Source organism: Thalassovita taeanensis, assembly GCF_900110775.1.
In the GTDB taxonomy this organism is placed as follows: domain Bacteria; phylum Pseudomonadota; class Alphaproteobacteria; order Rhodobacterales; family Rhodobacteraceae; genus Litorimicrobium; species Litorimicrobium taeanense.
This window is the reverse complement of record NZ_FOEP01000005.1, coordinates 190,209-207,649: the sequence shown is the minus strand read 5'-3', so window position 1 is coordinate 207,649 and position 17,441 is coordinate 190,209. Positions and strand designations below refer to the sequence as shown.

The following is a 17,441-nucleotide window of genomic DNA, read 5'->3' as shown; positions in this document are numbered from 1 at the left end:
AATTTTGTCACTATTTAGTCCTTATCGTGCTTGAATGCACATAAATATTGTGCTATCAAGCCAGTGAAGAGATTGAAGGCACCCGCCGACTGTTTAGTCCGCAGTCGGGTCACCGGGTGCCTTTTCTTGTTACTAGATCACGGTTGCGAAAACGTTAACGCGCCGGATAAAACATTGAAGGTAAAGAAAAATTACTTTCAATAGGCGGTGTGCCCGTACATTGTAGCAATGCATGACTCCGGTCGATTATCCTGCCGGGTGAATGCTTTGCCAAACGGCTGGCACCAATTGGCGACATACCACCGGCATTCCTTTTTGGACGTGAAAACCCGCGCGGCGTCGGGTTCGGCCCATAGCAGGCTGGCCAGTTCTTCGACGCTGTTGCAGAGCACAGTCCCGGTGCTGCATAGCACCGCGACCGGAAACGTTTGCGGTTCGAGCGTGTTGCCGCTGCCACTCTTAGTGTCGTGGATAAGCTCGCAGCCCCGAATTCGGATGGCCTTCATCCTTTGGCCTTCTTGTTCGCAGCTTCGATTGCAGCGGCGTCCAGCATAAAGCTGGCGTGCTCATCATCGGCATGGATCGTGCGCCCGCTCTCGTGGAAGGGCATCCCACCGCAAAGGCGGATCGCGGATCGTGTGGTATCGAGGTCGGCACCGTAGAAATCCGCCAGCGACTCTACAGCGAAAATCACACCGGGGTGCGTTCCGCCAAAGGTAAAATCGCGGTCGGCAAGAATCTTTGTGCTCAGGCACACGGCATCGGCAAGCATGGCGGGCTGAAAGGCGATGAGCCGGATCAGTTCGGCCTTCGCGGCATCCTCTGGCGTCTCTGGATCAGCGGGGCATTCCAGCGCTGTGTGGAGGGCTAGAAGATGGGCGCATGACTGCGCTAGGAGCGGGTTGGTCGGTTCTGTGAGCATGTCTATTTCGCATTGCATTGGTCTCCTAGTGGTCGGGATAGGATGGTTGAAAAGGCGCGCGGAGAGGTGTCGGATTCCTCTCCGCGCAGTTTTTCGCAGCGCTTGGAGTCGCTGCGAATGGCTGGCGTCCGCATGGTCGGACCACAGGCGGGGTTAGCGCCGGACGCCTCCCTGTCCCGGCCTCGCATCGGTCATGAGCACCCGATGCACGCACCATTGCGCACGAGGACGGAAGGAAGATCAGAGAAGGGTACTGAGCAGCACCCAAGTGCCGTCATAGGCGCGAAACTTCGATTCATCTTGGACGTAGGCAATCCATCCCTGACGGGGTGTGTAGAACGTCCATTCACCGTTGTAGTATGTGGCAAGGTCATCTGGCGCAGCACTGGCAAAGGAACCGGCAGGCGCCCCACCGACGATGTAGCAATCGCCGTCAGAAGCAGTCGCAGGCGTGTTCGCAATGCCGATAACCGCTAGCTGTGCCAGCGCATCGAGTCCAAGAGTAGCCTCATTCGCCGTTATATGCTTCTGCGCCTGCGATGCTGCAATCAATGGCAAGGAAAGATTAGGAGTCATTTTCAATTACCCCGCCGCAGTCAGAGCAAATATTGTCTTGCTCCACTGCTGTGAAGAATCTGGACAGGGCGGCAATATTGATTTCCGTTTCGACTTGTTTCGCCTCTACCCGCGCCTGCGGCGTCTCAAGGAATGGCTATAGGCGTTTCAGCAAGGTGCTGAGAAGGTCACTCTCGCGAATGACACGCTCAATACTGCTATCATCGCCAGTCATTTTCTCGGCGTGGTAGCGCAACTGTTTCAAAGACTCGCGGACCAAGAATATGGAATTCGTCGCAACACGATTGGGGATGCTTACTTCTGACACGTGCAGACCTTCCCAGCTACCATATTCAGCCGCTCCGCCAGCCCGTCCGGGGCGTCGGGCGCGATATCGTGTTCCTCCTCATACTTGGCCAATCGCCCGGTGTGGTCGCTCCACACACGGCGCAGTTGCTCCAATCGTAGCGGGCTAATAGCGCTATTTTGTCCGATGACGTAGGCGGCATGAAGGGTGTCGGAAACTTCACCGAATAGCTTGAGCACATCGGCCCTTGAGTAGGACGCGGCATCGTCTGCAAGTTGATCCGCAATGCGGTTCTGGCGCTCGCGTTCGGTGCGTCGGAGGTGTTCCACGCGGGCCATGATCGCAGGTTTTTTTGACAGCTTGTGCCCGCTAATTTTGGCACCTTCCTTTGAGGTGGGCACGGTCTTTCCGGGCGGCGTACTTTTTAGGTAACTATCTGCCAGAGTCAGGCCCTTTGCCCAGTGCTGCGCAAAGGACTCCCACCTTGGATTGGGGAGAGGCGCGGACGATTGGACCGCAGTCATGACAGCCCGTGCTTCCGGCAAAAAGCCAGCCGCATCCCCGCTGGCAGCGCCTCAGCCTGCCGGATCAACGCCGCCGTTTCCTCTGGTGTCCGGTCTTTGCCTGTCGCCGCGTTCTGAGCCTTCGCAGCGCCCGTCAGACCGTGCTGGCGCGCGAAAGAAAGCTTCTGAGCGGGTGTCATTTCCGCCAGTCGTTTGGCCATGGCGCGCGCCTCTGGGCTGTCCCCGTCGCGCTCAAGAGCGTCCTGCAACCGCTCGCGCTCCTTGGCCTTGGCGATTGCTGGGATGAGCGCGGACTCGTCACGCCATGCGGTCCAATCGTCCGTGCCCGCGAAAACTGCTGTGCGTACGCAGGACATTGGATAGATATCCTCTGGTGCTGGACGCACCCCCGTGTCGGCCTCTACATCATCCGCGATTGCCTCGTAAATCGGATTGAACCTTGCTTTCAGAACGTCCGACGCCTCCAACTGTGATCCGAAACTATGTGACATCAATAAATTCTCCATCTTTCATAATCTGATAAAGTCGCTCATCGTTTTTCGCATTCCAGCGATGCGGCATTACCCGGCGCATGTACTCAACAACTTCCGGGTATGGGTAGGCGTCCATCCCTCGCCCTCGACGCGGTTCGCCAATGCGAATGTTGGACTTTTGAATCTGGGGGCGCGCGACGTTCCAGAATCCGCGCAGATTGTGGCGCGAGATTCCGAGTGCTGCGGCGATCTGGGGTAGTGTGACGACGTTCATGGTAATTCCGTTCTAATTCAAATGGATATTGGTCCATTTGAAACGCACATTACCACAAATTCTCGGCTGAGTCGATATGTTGACTCAGAACGGTTCAAAATTGTCAAGCTATAAATCGTGCTCCCGGCATGATCTTGAGGCGCGTATGAGCGAATTTCCGCCTATCTGTCCCCTTTGATCCCCACACCCGACACCAGCGTCAGCGGATCAACCTTTGCCAAAGCCTCGCGCCCCTGCCGAATTGCGGGACCATCGCCATAGCCTTCCTGATTGTCCCCGCGAAGCGCGGCGCGGCCTGCCAAGGCGCGGCGATGCGCATTGGGAATGTCCGCCTGTCCGGCGGCATCTTCCCACGAGTGGCGGAAGCTATGAAACACCAATTCGGGGCGCTTGATGCCCAGCACCTTCAAGTCTCCGGCGAAGCGCTTGCCATACTTCCCCGACACACGCTCATCCGCATCAAGTGTCAGGTCACGCAACCGCCCCGTGCCCTTCCGTTTTTCTTCCCGGAACAGGTAGTCATCGGGTGCGCATTGGCGTGCTGAGGCACGTGACTGGACGAATTTCAGGAAGCCCGCTTCGACAACGGCAGGGTGAATGGGCAGGTTGCGAAGGGAAGACCGATTTTTCACCTTCCCGTCTTCCCCTTCATCGGTGATGCGCATGACCCACTCGCCATCTAGCTCGATAACGTCGCACAGGCGCATCTGTGCGATTTCTTCGCGCCGCGCGCCCTGATATGCGGCCAACAACGGTGCCCAATGGTCGATAGTCTCAGGATGGCGGTTAGCCTTCACATAAGCCAATATCTCTTGAATGTGTTCCCCTGAGAATGGCGAGCGGACGCGCTTACGCACGCTGAATTTTTCCTTAGTCTTGCCGATCTTGAACCCCGCAAATGGGTCATCCTCCAAGTAACCTTGCGACGGTGCCCAAGAGGTCAGGTATTTCAGGTGATTTACGGCTTTCGCGCGCGCGTCGCCTGTCATAAGGGGCAGACCCTTCGCAGCGGCAACCTTTATGTTCTCGGCAAAGGTCAACTTGTGAAGGCCGTCCTTGCGGGAAGGCGTCAGCTTCTTGAGGGCAGTCGCAAACTCACGCAAATGGGCCTTGGTAAGATCATGCAGCGGCACATCGCCGTGCAGTTCAATGAACCGTCTGACGGCGTGTTCATACGTGCGTTTGGATAGCTCTGGCGTCTGCTTTTCCTCGAAGTACGCGTTCACTAGTTCGCGAAGGCCGGTCACATCCCCGCCGGGTATTTCAACCGGCTCGCCAAGGTTGCGCAGGGCCTTACCTTCGCGAACCGCGTCAGCGGTCAGCACGTCAAGCGCCGCTTGGTCCTGTGCGCGCTCAAGGGCGACTTCCAACCGCTCACGCGGCCTGTCGTCTTCATAGTCGTCGCCAACCGATGCGAACGCCAAGGCTACGCGACTGCGCTCATAGGCGCTCAGAAGCCCTTCCAGCGTCCCGCCCGCCCCTTGGAAGGCTAGACGCTGGTCATCGGGAAGTTCTTCAATAAGCGCGTTCACATCGGCGCGGCGGGCTTGCTCTTTCTCCAACTGATGAAACTCAGCCTTGCGCAGCATCACTTCGCGCTCTGCCACCCTCGGGTCAGCCGTCTTGAGTGCGCCACGTAGGTGCGTCTTGCCGAAGTGGGCCTGTAGTGCGGGCGGGATACGAAGATTCAGGAAATATCTGTCACCACGAGTCTGTGTGCCCGCTACCTTCGCCAGTCCCATCGAAAACCACCTTTGTGTTACAGCGCTGTAGCACAGTCTGTAGCACAAAATGTGTCACAAAGGGGTTAATAGCCCCCTGATTTCTTTGAGTATTATTGAAAATCAAGGGGTTATAGTTGGTGCGGTCGAGAAGACTCGAACTTCCACGGGAGTTACCCCACAGCGACCTCAACGCTGCGCGTCTACCATTCCGCCACGACCGCACAAGATCAGGGAGGTGAGGGGCGTATAGACGAGGAAAATACGGATGTGAAGGGGCAAAATTCGCGCGATTGCGGTCTTTTCAAGTTGCGTAGCCGCCGCGTGAAAAGGGCGGCACACGCGCCGCCCCCTTACGGTCCGATAAGTGGCGCACCTTATTATTCCATCGAAAAGCTCGGAAGCGCCGAGACAGGCTGCGGCACGGGAATCGCCGTGCCTCTGCCCAAAGATGCCGACGCCGCCTTGATCAGCCCCACGCGCTCGGGCTGGCCGGGGGCGAAAACCGGCTCTGCGCCGTTTTCGAGCGCCGACACGGCCATGCCGTACCAATCCCTTGCCCGCTCATCTGACGCGGCCACACCGAAGCCTTGCGACAGGTGATGCCCCACCAGCTCAGCGTAGGGTGCCTTGCCAATGCCAACCATCAGCAGCGCCGATCCCAAAGCCACCTCCATCTTGTCGCGACGGTAACCTGAGAACAGGCAAATGCGGGCCGTATTGGCCAGCTGATCCAGCGACATGTTGGACTGCAGGACAAACTTCTGTACCTCGCCTGTCACCTGGCGACTGTCAGCCGTTGGCAAGTCTTGCACAAACGGCGACAGTGCCGGGCCAAAGGCGTCGCATTGCGCATCGACCTGCGCGGCGCTGAGCCCCTGAACCTTGGCCACCAGATCTTCGCCGGCGCTGATCGCATAGCTGCGGGTCAGGCAGAGCTGTTCGCTCAGCGCCATGTCCGGGTCGGTCATGGAGGCAACCGTTGTCACCCCGTTGGAATTGGTCAGCAGGCTGATCTTGCCGCAATGGCTGGCCAATGACGCCTGTGGCCTGTCGGTTCCCGCCATCGAGAAGGGTTGAATGCCACCAAGCGGCTGCGCCGGGGCGGAGGCCATCGTGGTTTGCGGTGCCTGAGGCTGCGGCGCCGCAGGGGCCGGGGGCTGCGCGGCGGCCATGGTTGTCGCCCCCGCATCATTGATACGGCACACGCCCTGATGGCACGAGAACATCGCGGGCGTGGCGTTATAGGCCATGAAATCATTGCGCTGATACCCCTGCGGGGTCGAGGCAAAGACCATCACCGAACAATGCGAGGCCCCACACCAGAACGAACTGCCGGCCACAGAGGTATCGAGCACATAGTCATTCTTGCCGTCGCCATTCAGATCCGCCAGTTGCATAAAGCCCGACCGCTGCAAGAGTTGCTCGGCGCTCGGGTCCGAGCTGGCGGCGATTTCGTCCACGGCCTGCGAGACCTCTAGCGGCATCCCGCCATACCCGATCGAGGAAGAGGCGCTGCGCACACCGGCGGCTTCGTCGCGCCACGTATGCAGCAGGCCACGCACACCTTGCGCCCCCTGCATGGCCTTGATCACCTGCGGCCCGCCGATCTGCGCGCGGCTGTGGGACGAGACCAGAAAATCGCGTTCATATTGGGTCAGCTGCCCGGTGCCCGGGAAGCCCATGAAAACCTGATACTGTGCCACGGCGTTGCGCGACCGGCTGCCCATGACGCCATCTGGCGTTCCGGCTGGAAAGCCGAAATAGTTCAGAGAGGTCTGGGTTTCACGATTCTGCTGCCGGGCAACCGAGTTCCGGCTGCTGCTTTGGCTGCTGTAGGTTTTCTTATAGGTCTTGCGCTTATTCTTATTCGCCTCGTTCATAATCGCCCCGCCGATGAGGCCGCCAACGATTGCGGCGCCCAGATTGTCGGCGAATGCGGGGGCTGTGGCCGAGGTCGTAATCAATGCTGCTGCCAGAGCAGTCTTGAGCCACGTGGAAAACATGTCTTCGCTCCTTATACATATAATAATATGGACTCAGGGTACCTCATTCCGGCTTTTCTAGCGAGGAAAAAGCCCCTAAAACGCCGCTAGCCCGGCCAAACTGACGCGATAGGAGCACCTGATGGTAGACTGGATCACGTCCGACGGGCTGACCGCATATGAGACCGCCGTCACGTTCATGGAAGAGCGCGCCACCGCCATTGCCGCCGGTGAGGCCGACGAGGCGATCTGGTTGCTGGAGCATCCGCCGCTTTATACGGCTGGCACCTCGGCCAAGCCTGCGGACCTGACCGACCCTGATCGCTTCCCGGTGCACACTTCGAAACGGGGCGGGCAGTACACCTATCACGGGCCGGGGCAGCGCGTGGCCTATGTCATGCTGGATGTCGGCAAGCGCGGCCATGATGTGCGCCAGTTTGTGCAGCAGTTGGAGCACTGGGTGATCGCCACATTGGCCGACTTCAACGTGCAGGGCGAGATTCGCGAAGGCCGCGTCGGGGTGTGGGTGCAACGCCCCGACAAGCCGCTGACCGCCAGCGGCGCCGTGGCCGAAGACAAGATCGCAGCGATCGGCATTCGCCTGCGCAAATGGGTCAGCTTTCACGGCATTTCGATCAACGTCGAACCGGACCTGAGCCATTTTTCCGGCATTGTCCCTTGCGGCATCACCGAACATGGGGTCACCAGCCTTGTCGATCTGGGGCTGCCGGTTACGATGGATGACCTTGATCTGGCTCTGCGCCGGAATTTTTCCCGGATATTCACCGATAAGTCTTAAGATGCGACAATTCTGCCATGGTAAGCTCTGTTCTCGGGGCTACTTTGTGGGATATTCATGTTCACGCAACGTGCGATCAAACCAACAAAAGAGGCAAGCAATGAAATCTCTGCTGACCCCAATCGTTCTTCTCGCCCTCGCCGCCCCTGCTTTTGCAGAGGGCGATGCCGAGGCTGGTGAAAAAGGCTTCAAGAAGTGCAAATCCTGCCACACGATCACAGCCGATGACGGCGCGGTGATCGTCAAGGGCGGCAAAACCGGCCCCAACCTTTATGGCGTGATCGGTCGCGCCGCTGGCTCTGCCGATTTCAAATTCGGGAGCAGCATCAAAGCCGCAGGCGAGGCCGGCGTTGTCTGGGATCAGGAAAATATCGTGGCCTATATCGCTGATCCCAAAGCCTTCCTGAAAGAGGCAACCGGTGATTCCGCGGCCAAATCGAAAATGAGCTTCAAGCTGAAAAAAGGCGGCGAAGATATCGCGGCCTATCTGGCGTCTGTCAGTCCCGCAGCCGAATAAAGCACCCAAATACCCCCGTGGCGCGGCAAAATCCCAGCAGGGTGCGACAATATTATTTGATCTGCATCAAATTCGGGAATTGCCGCGCCCGCTCTGGCATTCTAAAACGTGAGTGAACGTGGGCGCGGGAGGAACACCTTTTTGCGCCCTTCAACACACCAACAGGAGGCAGAGCATGGCAGACGCAGCCATCCATGGCCACGAGCATGAGGATAACCGCGGTTTCTTCACCCGCTGGTTCATGTCGACCAACCACAAGGATATCGGTATCCTCTACCTGATCGTATCGGCATTTGTCGGTCTGATCTCGGTAAGCTTCACCGTTTTCATGCGACTCGAGCTTATGGAGCCGGGCGTGCAATACATGTGCCTTGAAGGTGCACGGTTCTTTGCTGACGCTGGCACCGAATGTACCCCCAACGGCCACCTGTGGAACGTTCTGGTCACCTATCACGGCGTCCTGATGATGTTCTTCGTGGTCATTCCGGCGCTGTTTGGCGGTTTTGGCAACTATTTCATGCCGCTGCAGATCGGCGCGCCGGACATGGCGTTCCCGCGGATGAACAACCTGTCCTTCTGGCTGTATATCGCAGGGACCGCGCTTGGTATTGCCTCGCTGTTTTCGCCTGGCGGCAATGATCAGCTCGGCTCGGGTGTGGGCTGGGTGCTTTATCCGCCGCTGTCCGTGAACGAAGGCGGCATGTCGATGGATCTGGCGATCTTCGCCGTGCACGTTTCGGGTGCCTCGTCGATCCTTGGCGCGATCAACATGATCACCACCTTCCTGAACATGCGTGCCCCCGGCATGACCCTGTTCAAGGTGCCGCTGTTTGCCTGGTCGATCTTTGTCACGTCGTGGCTGATCCTGCTGTCGCTGCCAGTTCTGGCCGGTGCCATCACGATGCTGCTGACGGACCGTAACTTTGGCACGACGTTCTTCGATCCTGCCGGTGGCGGTGACCCGATCCTGTACCAGCATATCCTGTGGTTCTTCGGTCACCCCGAGGTGTATATCATCATTCTGCCCGGCTTCGGCATCATCAGCCACGTGATCTCGACCTTCTCGCGCAAGCCGATCTTCGGCTACCTGCCGATGGTCTGGGCGATCATCGCGATCGGCGTGCTGGGCTTTGTTGTCTGGGCACACCACATGTACACAGTCGGCCTGTCGCTGTCGCAACAGTCCTACTTCATGGTGGCCACAATGGTGATCGCGGTGCCAACAGGCGTCAAGGTCTTCAGCTGGATCGCAACCATGTGGCGCGGCTCGATCGAGTTCAAAACGCCGATGCTGTGGGCCTTCGGCTTCCTGTTCCTGTTCACCGTCGGTGGTGTGACCGGCGTTGTGCTCAGCCAGGCGGGCCTCGATCGTGCCTATCACGACACCTACTATGTCGTGGCGCACTTCCACTATGTGATGAGCTTGGGTGCCGTGTTCTGCATCTTCGCGGGCATCTACTTCTACTTCGGCAAGATGACTGGCCGTCAGTACCCCGAATGGGCAGGCAAACTGCACTTCTGGATGATGTTTGTCGGCGCCAACCTGACCTTCTTCCCCCAGCACTTCCTGGGCCGTCAGGGCATGCCCCGCCGCTACATCGACTACCCAGAGGCGTTTGCAACCTGGAACTACTGGTCCTCGATCGGTGCCTTCATCAGCTTCGCATCCTTCGTTCTGTTCTTCGGGATCATGATCTACTCGCTGCTGCGCGGCGCCAAAGTGACCGAGAACAACTATTGGAACGAATACGCCGATACGCTGGAATGGACCCTGCCCAGCCCGCCGCCCGAGCACACGTTCGAGCAGCTTCCGAAGCAGGAAGACTGGGACAAAGGCCACGCCCACTAGGGTCATCAGCCTGATCACACTCAACAGCGGGCCCCGGATCACCACCGGGGCCCGTTTTCATTTCACCCCAGCGTTTCACATTTCCCAAATATCCCCGCCGGAGGCCCCTGCCCTCCGACAGCGTGCCCTTCAAGGGATCAGATCATGCCCTATCAATGGACCTCGCCACAGGCACTGCCGCGCAGCCGTCAGCTGACGCTCTGGCCGCACCGCTCCCTGCCCCGCAAAGGCTTTGCGGTCGTCATTCTGGCCACCTTCACCCTGATCACCATTCCGCTCTATCCGCTGCTGGGCACGGTCTTTCTGTGGGGGTTGCTGCCGTTTTTGATGCTTGTGGTCGCGGGGCTGTGGTGGGGGCTGGAGCGAAGCTATCGCGATGGTCGGGTGTTGGAGGTGCTGACCCTGACGCCCGAAACCGCGCATCTGATCCGCACCAACCCCAAGGGCGACACGCAGGATTGGACCTGCAACACCTATTGGGCGCGCAGTGAGATGCACATGAGCGGCGGGCCGGTGCCCTATTATGTGACGCTGACCGGCAATGGCCGCACCGTCGAAATCGGGGCCTTCCTGTCCGAGGACGAACGCCGCCAGCTTTATGGCGAACTGGCCGAGGAGCTGAAATCCATCGCCGACCCTGAGACGCCGCGCCCCTGACGGTGGGCGCCCCTGCCCCGGGCAAACAAAAAGGCGGCCCGAAGGCCGCCTTCCTAAACCTGCACTGGCGAATTGCTCAGCTCAGCTTGCCTTTGACCATCGGGCCAACCGTGCCGAAATCCATCTGCCCGGTATATTTGCCCTTCAGCTCGGCCATGACCTTGCCCATATCGCGGATCGAGCTGGCCCCGACGGCGGTAATTGCGGCCTCGACGGCCTTGGTCACCTCGTCGCCCTGCAACTGACGCGGCAGGAATTCCTCGATCACGATGATCTCGGCCCGCTCACGCTCGGCCAGATCCAGCCGCCCGCCTTCTTCATAGGCGCGTGCGCTTTCCTGACGTTGCTTGGCCATCTTGCCCAGAATGGCAAGGATATCACCATCGGCAACACCCTCGTCATTCCCTTCACCGCGCGCGGCGATGTCGCGGTCCTTAATTGCAGCATTGATCAGGCGTAACGTGGAAAGGCGATCGACTGCCTTGTCCCGCATTGCCTGTTTCAGGGCCGAACTGACCCGTTCGCGCATATCCATGTGGTCCCATCCCCAAGGGTTTCCGTTAGCCGTTGACCCTATCCAATTCAGCCTCGGCTGACAACCTGCCCCAACGCGGCGTCACGGCCTTGTTTTCAAGGCCACCAACAATCCCGGCATTGTCTGAACCGCCCCTTGACCCCACCCGGCGCGGACCGTAGGTTCCGGCAAATTTGCCGCCCCGGAGACTCGCAAAATGGCCCATCAGCCCGACCCTCGCCCAACCGCCTGCCTTGCCCTGGCTGACGGCACGATCTTTTACGGCAATGGATTTGGCGCCACAGGCGAGACACAGGCCGAACTGTGCTTCAACACCGCCATGACCGGGTACCAAGAGATCATGACCGATCCGTCCTATGCCGGGCAGATCGTCACCTTCACCTTCCCCCACATCGGCAACACCGGCGTCACCCCCGAGGATGACGAAACCGCCGACCCTGTCGCCGCAGGCATGGTGGTAAAATGGGACCCGACCGAGCCGTCGAACTGGCGCGCCACCGAAACGCTCAGCGCCTGGCTTGAGCGGCGTGGCCGGATCGCCATTGGCGGCGTCGATACCCGCCGCCTGACCCGTGCGATCCGCCAGCAGGGCGCGCCGCATGCGGCATTGGCCCACAACCCCGATGGCGTTTTCGATCTTGAGGCGCTGGTTGCCCGCGCCCGCGCCTTTGCCGGGCTGACCGGCATGGATCTGGCCAAAGACGTGACATGTGCGCAATCCTATCGCTGGGATGAAATGCGGTGGGCCTGGCCGCAGGGCTATGCCCGGCAGGAAGCGCCGCAGTTCAAGGTTGTCGCCATTGATTACGGTGCCAAGCGCAATATCCTGCGGTGTCTGGCCTCGGCCGGGTGCGACGTGACCGTCCTGCCCGCCAGCGCCACCACAGAAGAGGTTCTGGCCCACACTCCCGACGGTGTATTCCTGTCCAACGGCCCCGGCGACCCCTCGGCGACCGGCCAATATGCCGTGCCGATGATCCGCGGCGTGCTGGATCAAACCGATCTGCCGGTCTTTGGCATCTGCCTTGGCCACCAGATGCTGGCGCTGGCGCTGGGTGCGCGTACCGTCAAGATGAACCACGGTCATCACGGCGCCAACCACCCGGTCAAGGATCTGGACACCGGCAAGGTGGAAATCACCAGCATGAACCACGGGTTCGCCGTCGACAGTCAGACCCTTCCCAAGGGCGTGCTGGAAACGCATGTCTCGTTGTTTGACGGATCGAACTGCGGGATCCGCATGGCCGATCGCCCGGTGTTTTCGGTGCAATATCACCCCGAAGCCAGCCCCGGCCCGCAGGACAGCTTCTATCTGTTCGAGCGTTTCACGGCCTCGATGGCCGAAAGACAAGCGCGTTAAGCCTTTGTTAACCCATCCTTAACTGCACATTAACCTGTGCGTGACAGTCTCGCCCTAACCATTGGTTAAGGGCGGGATATTGTGGCTATTGCCGAACGCATATTTCTGCGGGAAACGCATCGGTCTTTTGGCCAACACCTGATTGATCGCGGGTGCCTTGTACCGGCGCAGTTACTGCAGGCCAATGCCGGGCTGTGCAATGCTGACAGCACGCTGGCCGATGGTCTGGTGGCTGATGGCGTGCTGAGCCCGCAGGACGCGCAGGCGGCGCTGGCGGATTGGCTGGGCCTGCAATATCTTGCCGCTGACGCGCTGCAGCCCGACCCTGATCTGTTGCGCGATATCGACCCGAGGCTTTGCCTCAAACATGCCATTGTGCCGCTGTGGCGCGAAGGGGGCGTGATCTATGTCGCCACCTGTCGCCCCCACAGTTTTGACACCGACGCGACCGTGCTGCCGCAGGACTGGCAGATGTTGCAGCCGGTGCTGGCGACCGAACAGGCGATCCAGACCTGCATCGCGCAGCAGTTTCGCGATGAGTTGACCACTGCGGCCTCGGCCCGCGTGCCGGATCACGAAAGTTGCCGTGGCTGGGGGAGGAACCCACGGGCGCGGCAGTATAAAACGCTGGCCTTGATCGCGGTTGCTGCGTCTGCGGCGGCCTATGCGCCGAAATATGCGTTCCTTGCGCTCGTTTTGTGGACCTGCATGACGCTGATTGTGGCGACGGTGATGAAATCCGCCTCGATGATTGCGCACTTCGTGCCGGCGCTTTTTCGTCGGGCGACACCCGAGGATGTGCCGATGTCCGGGCCGCGGGGCAAGCGCCCGCGCGTGTCGATATTGGTGCCGTTGTTCCGCGAACGCGAGGTCGCGCGCGCGTTGGTGCAGCGGCTGTCACGCCTGACCTATCCCAATGCCCTGCTGGATGTGGTTCTGGTGCTGGAGGAGAAAGACACCCTGACCCAAGACGCGCTGCAAGGCGCGGTTCTGCCCAGTTGGATGCGGATCGTGGTGGTGCCGGATGGTGCGCCGAAAACCAAACCGCGCGCGATGAATTATGCGCTGGATTTCTGCCGGGGCGACATCATCGGGATCTATGATGCCGAAGACGCCCCCGACCCCGACCAGATTGATCGCGTCGCCGCGCGGTTCCTTGATGCGCCGCCGGATATGGTCTGCCTGCAGGGGGTTCTGGATTACTACAACCCGCGCCACAACTGGCTGGCGCGCTGCTTTACCGTTGAATACGCGACATGGTTTCGGGTGATGATGCCGGGCATGGCGCGGCTGGGGTTTGCCATTCCACTGGGCGGCACGACGCTGTTTTTCCGCCGCGATGCCTTGGAAAAGCTGGGCGGTTGGGACGCGCATAACGTGACCGAGGATGCGGATCTGGGCTTTCGTCTGGCGCGCCACGGGTACCGCACGGAAATGCTTGCCACCACCACCGGAGAGGAGGCGAATTGCCGAACGGTGCCGTGGATCAAGCAGCGCTCGCGCTGGCTCAAGGGCTATATGGTGACCTATCTGGTGCATATGCGGGCACCGATGCAACTGCTGCGGCAGCTTGGCGTCTGGCGGTTTCTGGGGTTTCAGGCCCATTTCATCACCGCCCTGTCGCAGTTCCTGCTGGCGCCGCTGCTGTGGTCGTTCTGGCTGATCTTTCTGGGGCTGCCGCATCCGCTGAACGGCGTGGTCACGCCAGAACTGCTTCGCGCGGCGGGATGGCTGTTTCTGACGGTTGAAGGGTTTACCATGATCGCGGGGCTAAGTGCGGTTGCGGGCCCGAAGCACCGGCACTTGATGAAATGGGTGCCGACGCTGCATTTCTATTTCCCGCTGGGGGTCTTTGCCGCCTACAAGGCGCTGTACGAACTGGTGTTTCAGCCGTTTTACTGGGACAAGACCCAGCACGGCCATTCCCTGCCCGAAAGCTCAGCCCAGAAGGGGCGCGCGGGCGGAATCGAGCTTCAACCGGGTCATGAAGGCCTTTGAAATATGCTCTTTCAGCGCCGCATAGGCCTGCGCCTCGTCACGTTTTTCGATTGCGTCCACGATTGCGGCATGTTCGGCCAGCGCCACCTCGCCACGGCCTTCGGCGGCCAGCGACGTTGTGGCCATCAACGCCATTGAGCGGTGCACAAGGTCCAACTGCTGCACAAGATAGCGGTTGTGCGAGGCCAGATGAATCTGCTTGTGAAACCGCCGGTTGGCCCGCGCCAGCGCGGCGGGGTTATCGAGCAGGGCCTGATCCTCGGCCACCATATCCTTGAGCACGCGGACCTCCTCGGCGGTGGCGTGCCGCGCGGCCAGCCGTGCGGCCAGCCCCTCCAGCTCCGAGCGCACGACGTAAAGCTCGCTCAGCTGGTTGTGATCCAGCGAGGCCACAATCAGGCTGCGCCCGTCGCGGGCCAGCAACGACTGCGTTTCCAGCCGCTGCAACGCCTCACGGATCGGGGTGCGCGACACGCCGAACCGATCCGCCAGTTCGCTTTCCACCAGACGGTCGCCGGGACGGTAAATGCCGGTGTCGATGGCTTCCAGAATGAGCGTATACGCATCCTTGTGCACCGGTTTGAATTCTTTCATCGCTCGCCTCCCAAACGCGTAATCGCAGCAGAATATCCGCCGCCGCGTTCCGCAATCAACCCCATGTGGCTTGCGCCAATCGTCGCGCCACACTAGCGTGCCACCATGCCAAAAGCCGATTTCACACATGTTACGCACTGGGTCTTTGATCTGGATAACACGCTTTATCCACCCCAAGCGCGTCTGTTTGATCAAATCGAGGTCAAGATGACACAATATGTGATGGAGGCGCTGGGGGTCGACCGGGCCAAGGCCGACCATCTGCGCAAGCATTACTGGCACAGCTATGGCACCACGCTGGCGGGGCTGATGCGCGAACATGATGTCGATCCGGCGCCCTATCTGACGCATGTGCATGATATTTCACTGGATCATCTGGAAGCGGACGCCGCGCTGGCCAGCCATATCAGGGCCCTGCCCGGCCGCAAGATTGTCTATACCAACGGCACTGGCCCCTATGCCGAGCGGGTGATTGCCGCGCGCGGCCTGTCAGGGCTGTTCGATGCGGTGTACGGCGTGGAGCATGCCGGGTTTCTGCCCAAACCCGAGCGCGAGGCCTTCGTCGCAGTATTCGCGCAAGACGGGTTGCCGACCGACAAGGCCGCGATGTTCGAGGATGACCCGCGCAACCTGTCCGCGCCCCACGCGATGGGAATGCGGACCGTGCACGTCGCGCCCGAACCACAAGCGGCGGAGCACATCCATCATCACACCGATGACCTGAGCGCCTTCCTGTCTCGGCTGATTTAGGGTCATTGGCGGGGCTGCGGCAATCTGCATCTTTCATTCATCTTTGCGAATGTTATCTGAACCTCATCAAGTCTCTTAACAGGATAATGAAATGACCCTCGCAGATCCGACTCTTTCCCACGATGCCGCCCCCAAAGACAAGGCGACTTCCTCCAAATCCCCGGACGGGCTGATCCTGCTCGTGGTTCTGGTGCTTCTCGTGCTGTGGGGGCTGTCGATATTCGCCTTTGGCGTGCCGGGACTGTATATGCCGGCTGTCGCCGCCGTGCCTGTCATATGGGTCGTACTGCTGATGATTTCCCGAACGTGACAGGATGCCGCTTGGATCAGCCTTCGCATGGGTCTAGGTAAAGGACCCAGGAGGGCCGAACCATGCCGCAATCCAATGTCGATATTCTGGTGTCCGGCGGCGGTGTCGCCGGGTTGACCGCAGCCGCGGTTTTTGGCGCGGCCGGGTTCAGCGTGTTGTGCGTGGACCCAACCCCCCCCATCACCGAGCGCGACGCCGAAGGATCGGACCTGCGCACAACCGCCTTTCTGCAACCGGCGCAGGCGCTTCTGGCGCGCGCGGGCCTGTGGGACCGGCTGGCGCCGCATGCGGCGCCGTTGCAGGTCATGCGGATCGTCGATGCGGGCGGCCCACTGCCAGAACCGAGAATCGTCAAGGATTTCAACGCCTCAGACATATCTTCGGATCTGCCGTTTGGCTGGAACCTGCCCAACTGGCTGCTGCGGCGTGAAATGGTGGCGCGGCTGGCCGAACTGCCCACGGTGGAATTTCGCCCCGGCACCGGAACGCGGTCGGTCTTTACCCGCGAGGCCGAAGCCCGTGTCGGGCTGAGCGATGGCAGCAGGGTCCGGTGTCGGCTGGTGATCGCCGCCGATGGCCGCGCCTCGCCGGTGCGCGAGGCCGTGGGCGTGAAGGTCAAAACCATCCGTTACGGCCAGAAGGCACTGGCCTTTGCCGTCACCCATCCGATTCCACATGGCAATGTCTCGACCGAGATCCACCGTTCGGGTGGGCCGTTCACGCTGGTGCCGCTGCCGGATTTCAATGGCCTGCCGTCCTCGGCCGTGGTCTGGATGGAAAGCGGGCCCGAAGTTTTGCGCCTTGCCGCGCTGCCGGTGGCCGAGTTCGAGGCGGCGATGACCGAACGCTCGTGCAGCCTGTTCGGCCCGCTGACGCTGGCGTCGCGGCGCACCGCGTGGCCGATCATCAGCCAGGTGGCGGAACGCATGTCCGCCGAGCGTGTGGCGCTGATCGCCGAGGCCGCGCATGTGGTGCCGCCGATCGGGGCGCAGGGGCTGAACATGAGCCTTGGAGATATGCGCGTTCTGCTGGAACTGGCCGAGGCCGCGCCCGAGCGGTTGGGTGACCGGCAGATGCTGGACGCGTTCCACCGCCGTCGCCATACCGAAGTGCAGGCGCGCGTGGCCGGGATTGACCTGCTGAACCGCGCCTCGATGCTGTCGGCGCAACCGCTGCGCGATATGCGGGCGATGGGGTTGAATGCAATCTATGCGCTGGCCCCGGTGCGCCGGACGATGATGCAGATGGGGTTGGGCGCGCGCGCGTGATCAACGTGGCGCGCGTGGCCCCGCCGGACGCCTCCGGCGGGAG

The 17,441-nt window shown here is 60.5% G+C and carries 19 protein-coding genes and 1 tRNA gene; 9 read left to right on the top strand and 11 right to left on the bottom strand.

What is annotated here, in order from left to right; translation table 11 throughout:
- Positions 1-197: 197 nt before the first annotated feature.
- From BSF79_RS09505 to BSF79_RS09470, 9 genes are all read right to left on the bottom strand, one after another.
- Positions 198-506, bottom strand: a complete 309-nt coding sequence (locus BSF79_RS09505; RefSeq protein WP_090269653.1) for a hypothetical protein — start codon at positions 504-506, stop codon at positions 198-200.
- Entirely contained in the window at positions 503-922 is a 420-nt protein-coding gene (locus BSF79_RS09500) for a hypothetical protein (protein WP_139246414.1), read from the bottom strand. Before BSF79_RS09500 ends, BSF79_RS09505 begins: the two co-directional genes overlap by 4 nt.
- Positions 923-1,162: 240 nt before the next feature.
- Positions 1,163-1,498: a DUF2793 domain-containing protein gene (locus BSF79_RS09495; protein WP_090269651.1), complete on the bottom strand. Its 336-nt coding sequence runs from the start codon at positions 1,496-1,498 to the stop codon at positions 1,163-1,165.
- A 294-nt stretch (positions 1,499-1,792) separates the two neighbouring features.
- Complete coding sequence (locus BSF79_RS09490; RefSeq protein WP_175545296.1) at positions 1,793-2,185, bottom strand: hypothetical protein; 393 nt, start codon at positions 2,183-2,185, stop codon at positions 1,793-1,795.
- Positions 2,186-2,304: 119 nt separating this feature from the next.
- Entirely contained in the window at positions 2,305-2,799 is a 495-nt protein-coding gene (locus BSF79_RS09485; protein ID WP_139246413.1) for a hypothetical protein, read from the bottom strand.
- Positions 2,789-3,055, bottom strand: coding sequence for a hypothetical protein (locus tag BSF79_RS19455; RefSeq protein WP_139246412.1), 267 nt, complete (start codon positions 3,053-3,055; stop codon positions 2,789-2,791). Before BSF79_RS19455 ends, BSF79_RS09485 begins: the two co-directional genes overlap by 11 nt.
- Positions 3,056-3,216: 161 nt before the next feature.
- On the bottom strand, positions 3,217-4,797 hold the full coding sequence (locus BSF79_RS09480) for a DUF6538 domain-containing protein (RefSeq protein ID WP_139246411.1): 1,581 nt from the start codon (positions 4,795-4,797) through the stop codon (positions 3,217-3,219).
- Between the two features lie 117 nt (positions 4,798-4,914).
- Positions 4,915-5,000 (bottom strand) — tRNA-Leu (locus BSF79_RS09475).
- A 156-nt stretch (positions 5,001-5,156) separates the two neighbouring features.
- A complete protein-coding gene (locus BSF79_RS09470) occupies positions 5,157-6,782 on the bottom strand; it encodes a peptidoglycan-binding domain-containing protein (RefSeq protein WP_090269647.1) in 1,626 nt (541 codons plus the stop codon).
- 121 nt (positions 6,783-6,903) lie between these two features.
- Here BSF79_RS09470 and lipB point away from each other — a divergent pair, with 121 nt between their 5' ends.
- The 4 genes from lipB (at position 6,904) to BSF79_RS09450 (ending at position 10,583) form a co-directional block, all read left to right on the top strand.
- On the top strand, positions 6,904-7,560 hold the full coding sequence (gene lipB, locus BSF79_RS09465) for a lipoyl(octanoyl) transferase LipB (RefSeq protein ID WP_090269646.1): 657 nt from the start codon (positions 6,904-6,906) through the stop codon (positions 7,558-7,560).
- A 100-nt stretch (positions 7,561-7,660) separates the two neighbouring features.
- Complete coding sequence (locus BSF79_RS09460; protein ID WP_090269645.1) at positions 7,661-8,077, top strand: c-type cytochrome; 417 nt, start codon at positions 7,661-7,663, stop codon at positions 8,075-8,077.
- A 175-nt stretch (positions 8,078-8,252) separates the two neighbouring features.
- Positions 8,253-9,926 (top strand): cytochrome c oxidase subunit I, encoded by a 1,674-nt coding sequence (gene ctaD, locus BSF79_RS09455; RefSeq protein WP_090269644.1) that lies wholly within the window; start codon positions 8,253-8,255, stop codon positions 9,924-9,926.
- A gap of 144 nt (positions 9,927-10,070) precedes the next feature.
- A complete protein-coding gene (locus BSF79_RS09450; protein WP_090269643.1) occupies positions 10,071-10,583 on the top strand; it encodes a DUF2244 domain-containing protein in 513 nt (170 codons plus the stop codon).
- A gap of 76 nt (positions 10,584-10,659) precedes the next feature.
- Here the strand turns inward: BSF79_RS09450 and BSF79_RS09445 are convergent, their stop codons facing one another.
- A complete protein-coding gene (locus BSF79_RS09445; RefSeq protein WP_090269642.1) occupies positions 10,660-11,118 on the bottom strand; it encodes a GatB/YqeY domain-containing protein in 459 nt (152 codons plus the stop codon).
- A 196-nt stretch (positions 11,119-11,314) separates the two neighbouring features.
- Here BSF79_RS09445 and carA point away from each other — a divergent pair, with 196 nt between their 5' ends.
- Both carA and BSF79_RS09435 read left to right on the top strand, forming a co-directional pair.
- Positions 11,315-12,478, top strand: a complete 1,164-nt coding sequence (gene carA / locus BSF79_RS09440; protein WP_090269641.1) for a glutamine-hydrolyzing carbamoyl-phosphate synthase small subunit — start codon at positions 11,315-11,317, stop codon at positions 12,476-12,478.
- 81 nt (positions 12,479-12,559) lie between these two features.
- The gene (locus BSF79_RS09435; RefSeq protein WP_245776365.1) at positions 12,560-14,476 is read left to right on the top strand and encodes a glycosyltransferase; all 1,917 of its coding nucleotides are present in this window, start codon (positions 12,560-12,562) and stop codon (positions 14,474-14,476) included.
- Here BSF79_RS09435 and BSF79_RS09430 read toward each other — a convergent pair.
- On the bottom strand, positions 14,417-15,070 hold the full coding sequence (locus tag BSF79_RS09430; RefSeq protein ID WP_090269640.1) for a GntR family transcriptional regulator: 654 nt from the start codon (positions 15,068-15,070) through the stop codon (positions 14,417-14,419). The genes BSF79_RS09435 and BSF79_RS09430 overlap by 60 nt on opposite strands.
- 105 nt (positions 15,071-15,175) lie before the next feature.
- On the opposite strand from BSF79_RS09430, the gene BSF79_RS09425 reads away from it, so the two are divergent.
- The 3 genes from BSF79_RS09425 to BSF79_RS09415 all read left to right on the top strand — a co-directional run bounded on the left by BSF79_RS09425 (position 15,176) and on the right by BSF79_RS09415 (position 17,398).
- Positions 15,176-15,820 carry a pyrimidine 5'-nucleotidase gene (locus BSF79_RS09425; RefSeq protein ID WP_090269639.1) on the top strand — a complete coding sequence of 215 codons (645 nt, stop codon included), beginning with the start codon at positions 15,176-15,178 and terminating at the stop codon, positions 15,818-15,820.
- Between the two features lie 91 nt (positions 15,821-15,911).
- The gene (locus tag BSF79_RS09420; protein ID WP_090269638.1) at positions 15,912-16,130 is read left to right on the top strand and encodes a hypothetical protein; all 219 of its coding nucleotides are present in this window, start codon (positions 15,912-15,914) and stop codon (positions 16,128-16,130) included.
- 62 nt (positions 16,131-16,192) lie between these two features.
- Positions 16,193-17,398: a UbiH/UbiF family hydroxylase gene (locus tag BSF79_RS09415; RefSeq protein ID WP_090269637.1), complete on the top strand. Its 1,206-nt coding sequence runs from the start codon at positions 16,193-16,195 to the stop codon at positions 17,396-17,398.
- Positions 17,399-17,441 lie beyond the last annotated feature (43 nt).

What these genes read in the sequence shown, in the direction of transcription:
- BSF79_RS09505 (WP_090269653.1), bottom strand. Translation starts at nt 506, where the DNA reads ATGAAGGCCATCCGAATTCGGGGCTGCGAGCTTATCCACGACACTAAG.
- BSF79_RS09500 (WP_139246414.1), bottom strand. Translation starts at nt 922, where the DNA reads ATGCTCACAGAACCGACCAACCCGCTCCTAGCGCAGTCATGCGCCCAT.
- BSF79_RS09495 (WP_090269651.1), bottom strand. Translation starts at nt 1,498, where the DNA reads ATGACTCCTAATCTTTCCTTGCCATTGATTGCAGCATCGCAGGCGCAG.
- BSF79_RS09485 (WP_139246413.1), bottom strand. Translation starts at nt 2,799, where the DNA reads ATGTCACATAGTTTCGGATCACAGTTGGAGGCGTCGGACGTTCTGAAA.
- BSF79_RS19455 (WP_139246412.1), bottom strand. Translation starts at nt 3,055, where the DNA reads ATGAACGTCGTCACACTACCCCAGATCGCCGCAGCACTCGGAATCTCG.
- BSF79_RS09480 (WP_139246411.1), bottom strand. Translation starts at nt 4,797, where the DNA reads ATGGGACTGGCGAAGGTAGCGGGCACACAGACTCGTGGTGACAGATAT.
- BSF79_RS09470 (WP_090269647.1), bottom strand. Translation starts at nt 6,782, where the DNA reads ATGTTTTCCACGTGGCTCAAGACTGCTCTGGCAGCAGCATTGATTACG.
- lipB (WP_090269646.1), top strand. Translation starts at nt 6,904, where the DNA reads ATGGTAGACTGGATCACGTCCGACGGGCTGACCGCATATGAGACCGCC.
- BSF79_RS09460 (WP_090269645.1), top strand. Translation starts at nt 7,661, where the DNA reads ATGAAATCTCTGCTGACCCCAATCGTTCTTCTCGCCCTCGCCGCCCCT.
- ctaD (WP_090269644.1), top strand. Translation starts at nt 8,253, where the DNA reads ATGGCAGACGCAGCCATCCATGGCCACGAGCATGAGGATAACCGCGGT.
- BSF79_RS09450 (WP_090269643.1), top strand. Translation starts at nt 10,071, where the DNA reads ATGCCCTATCAATGGACCTCGCCACAGGCACTGCCGCGCAGCCGTCAG.
- BSF79_RS09445 (WP_090269642.1), bottom strand. Translation starts at nt 11,118, where the DNA reads ATGGATATGCGCGAACGGGTCAGTTCGGCCCTGAAACAGGCAATGCGG.
- carA (WP_090269641.1), top strand. Translation starts at nt 11,315, where the DNA reads ATGGCCCATCAGCCCGACCCTCGCCCAACCGCCTGCCTTGCCCTGGCT.
- BSF79_RS09430 (WP_090269640.1), bottom strand. Translation starts at nt 15,070, where the DNA reads ATGAAAGAATTCAAACCGGTGCACAAGGATGCGTATACGCTCATTCTG.
- BSF79_RS09425 (WP_090269639.1), top strand. Translation starts at nt 15,176, where the DNA reads ATGCCAAAAGCCGATTTCACACATGTTACGCACTGGGTCTTTGATCTG.
- BSF79_RS09420 (WP_090269638.1), top strand. Translation starts at nt 15,912, where the DNA reads ATGACCCTCGCAGATCCGACTCTTTCCCACGATGCCGCCCCCAAAGAC.
- BSF79_RS09415 (WP_090269637.1), top strand. Translation starts at nt 16,193, where the DNA reads ATGCCGCAATCCAATGTCGATATTCTGGTGTCCGGCGGCGGTGTCGCC.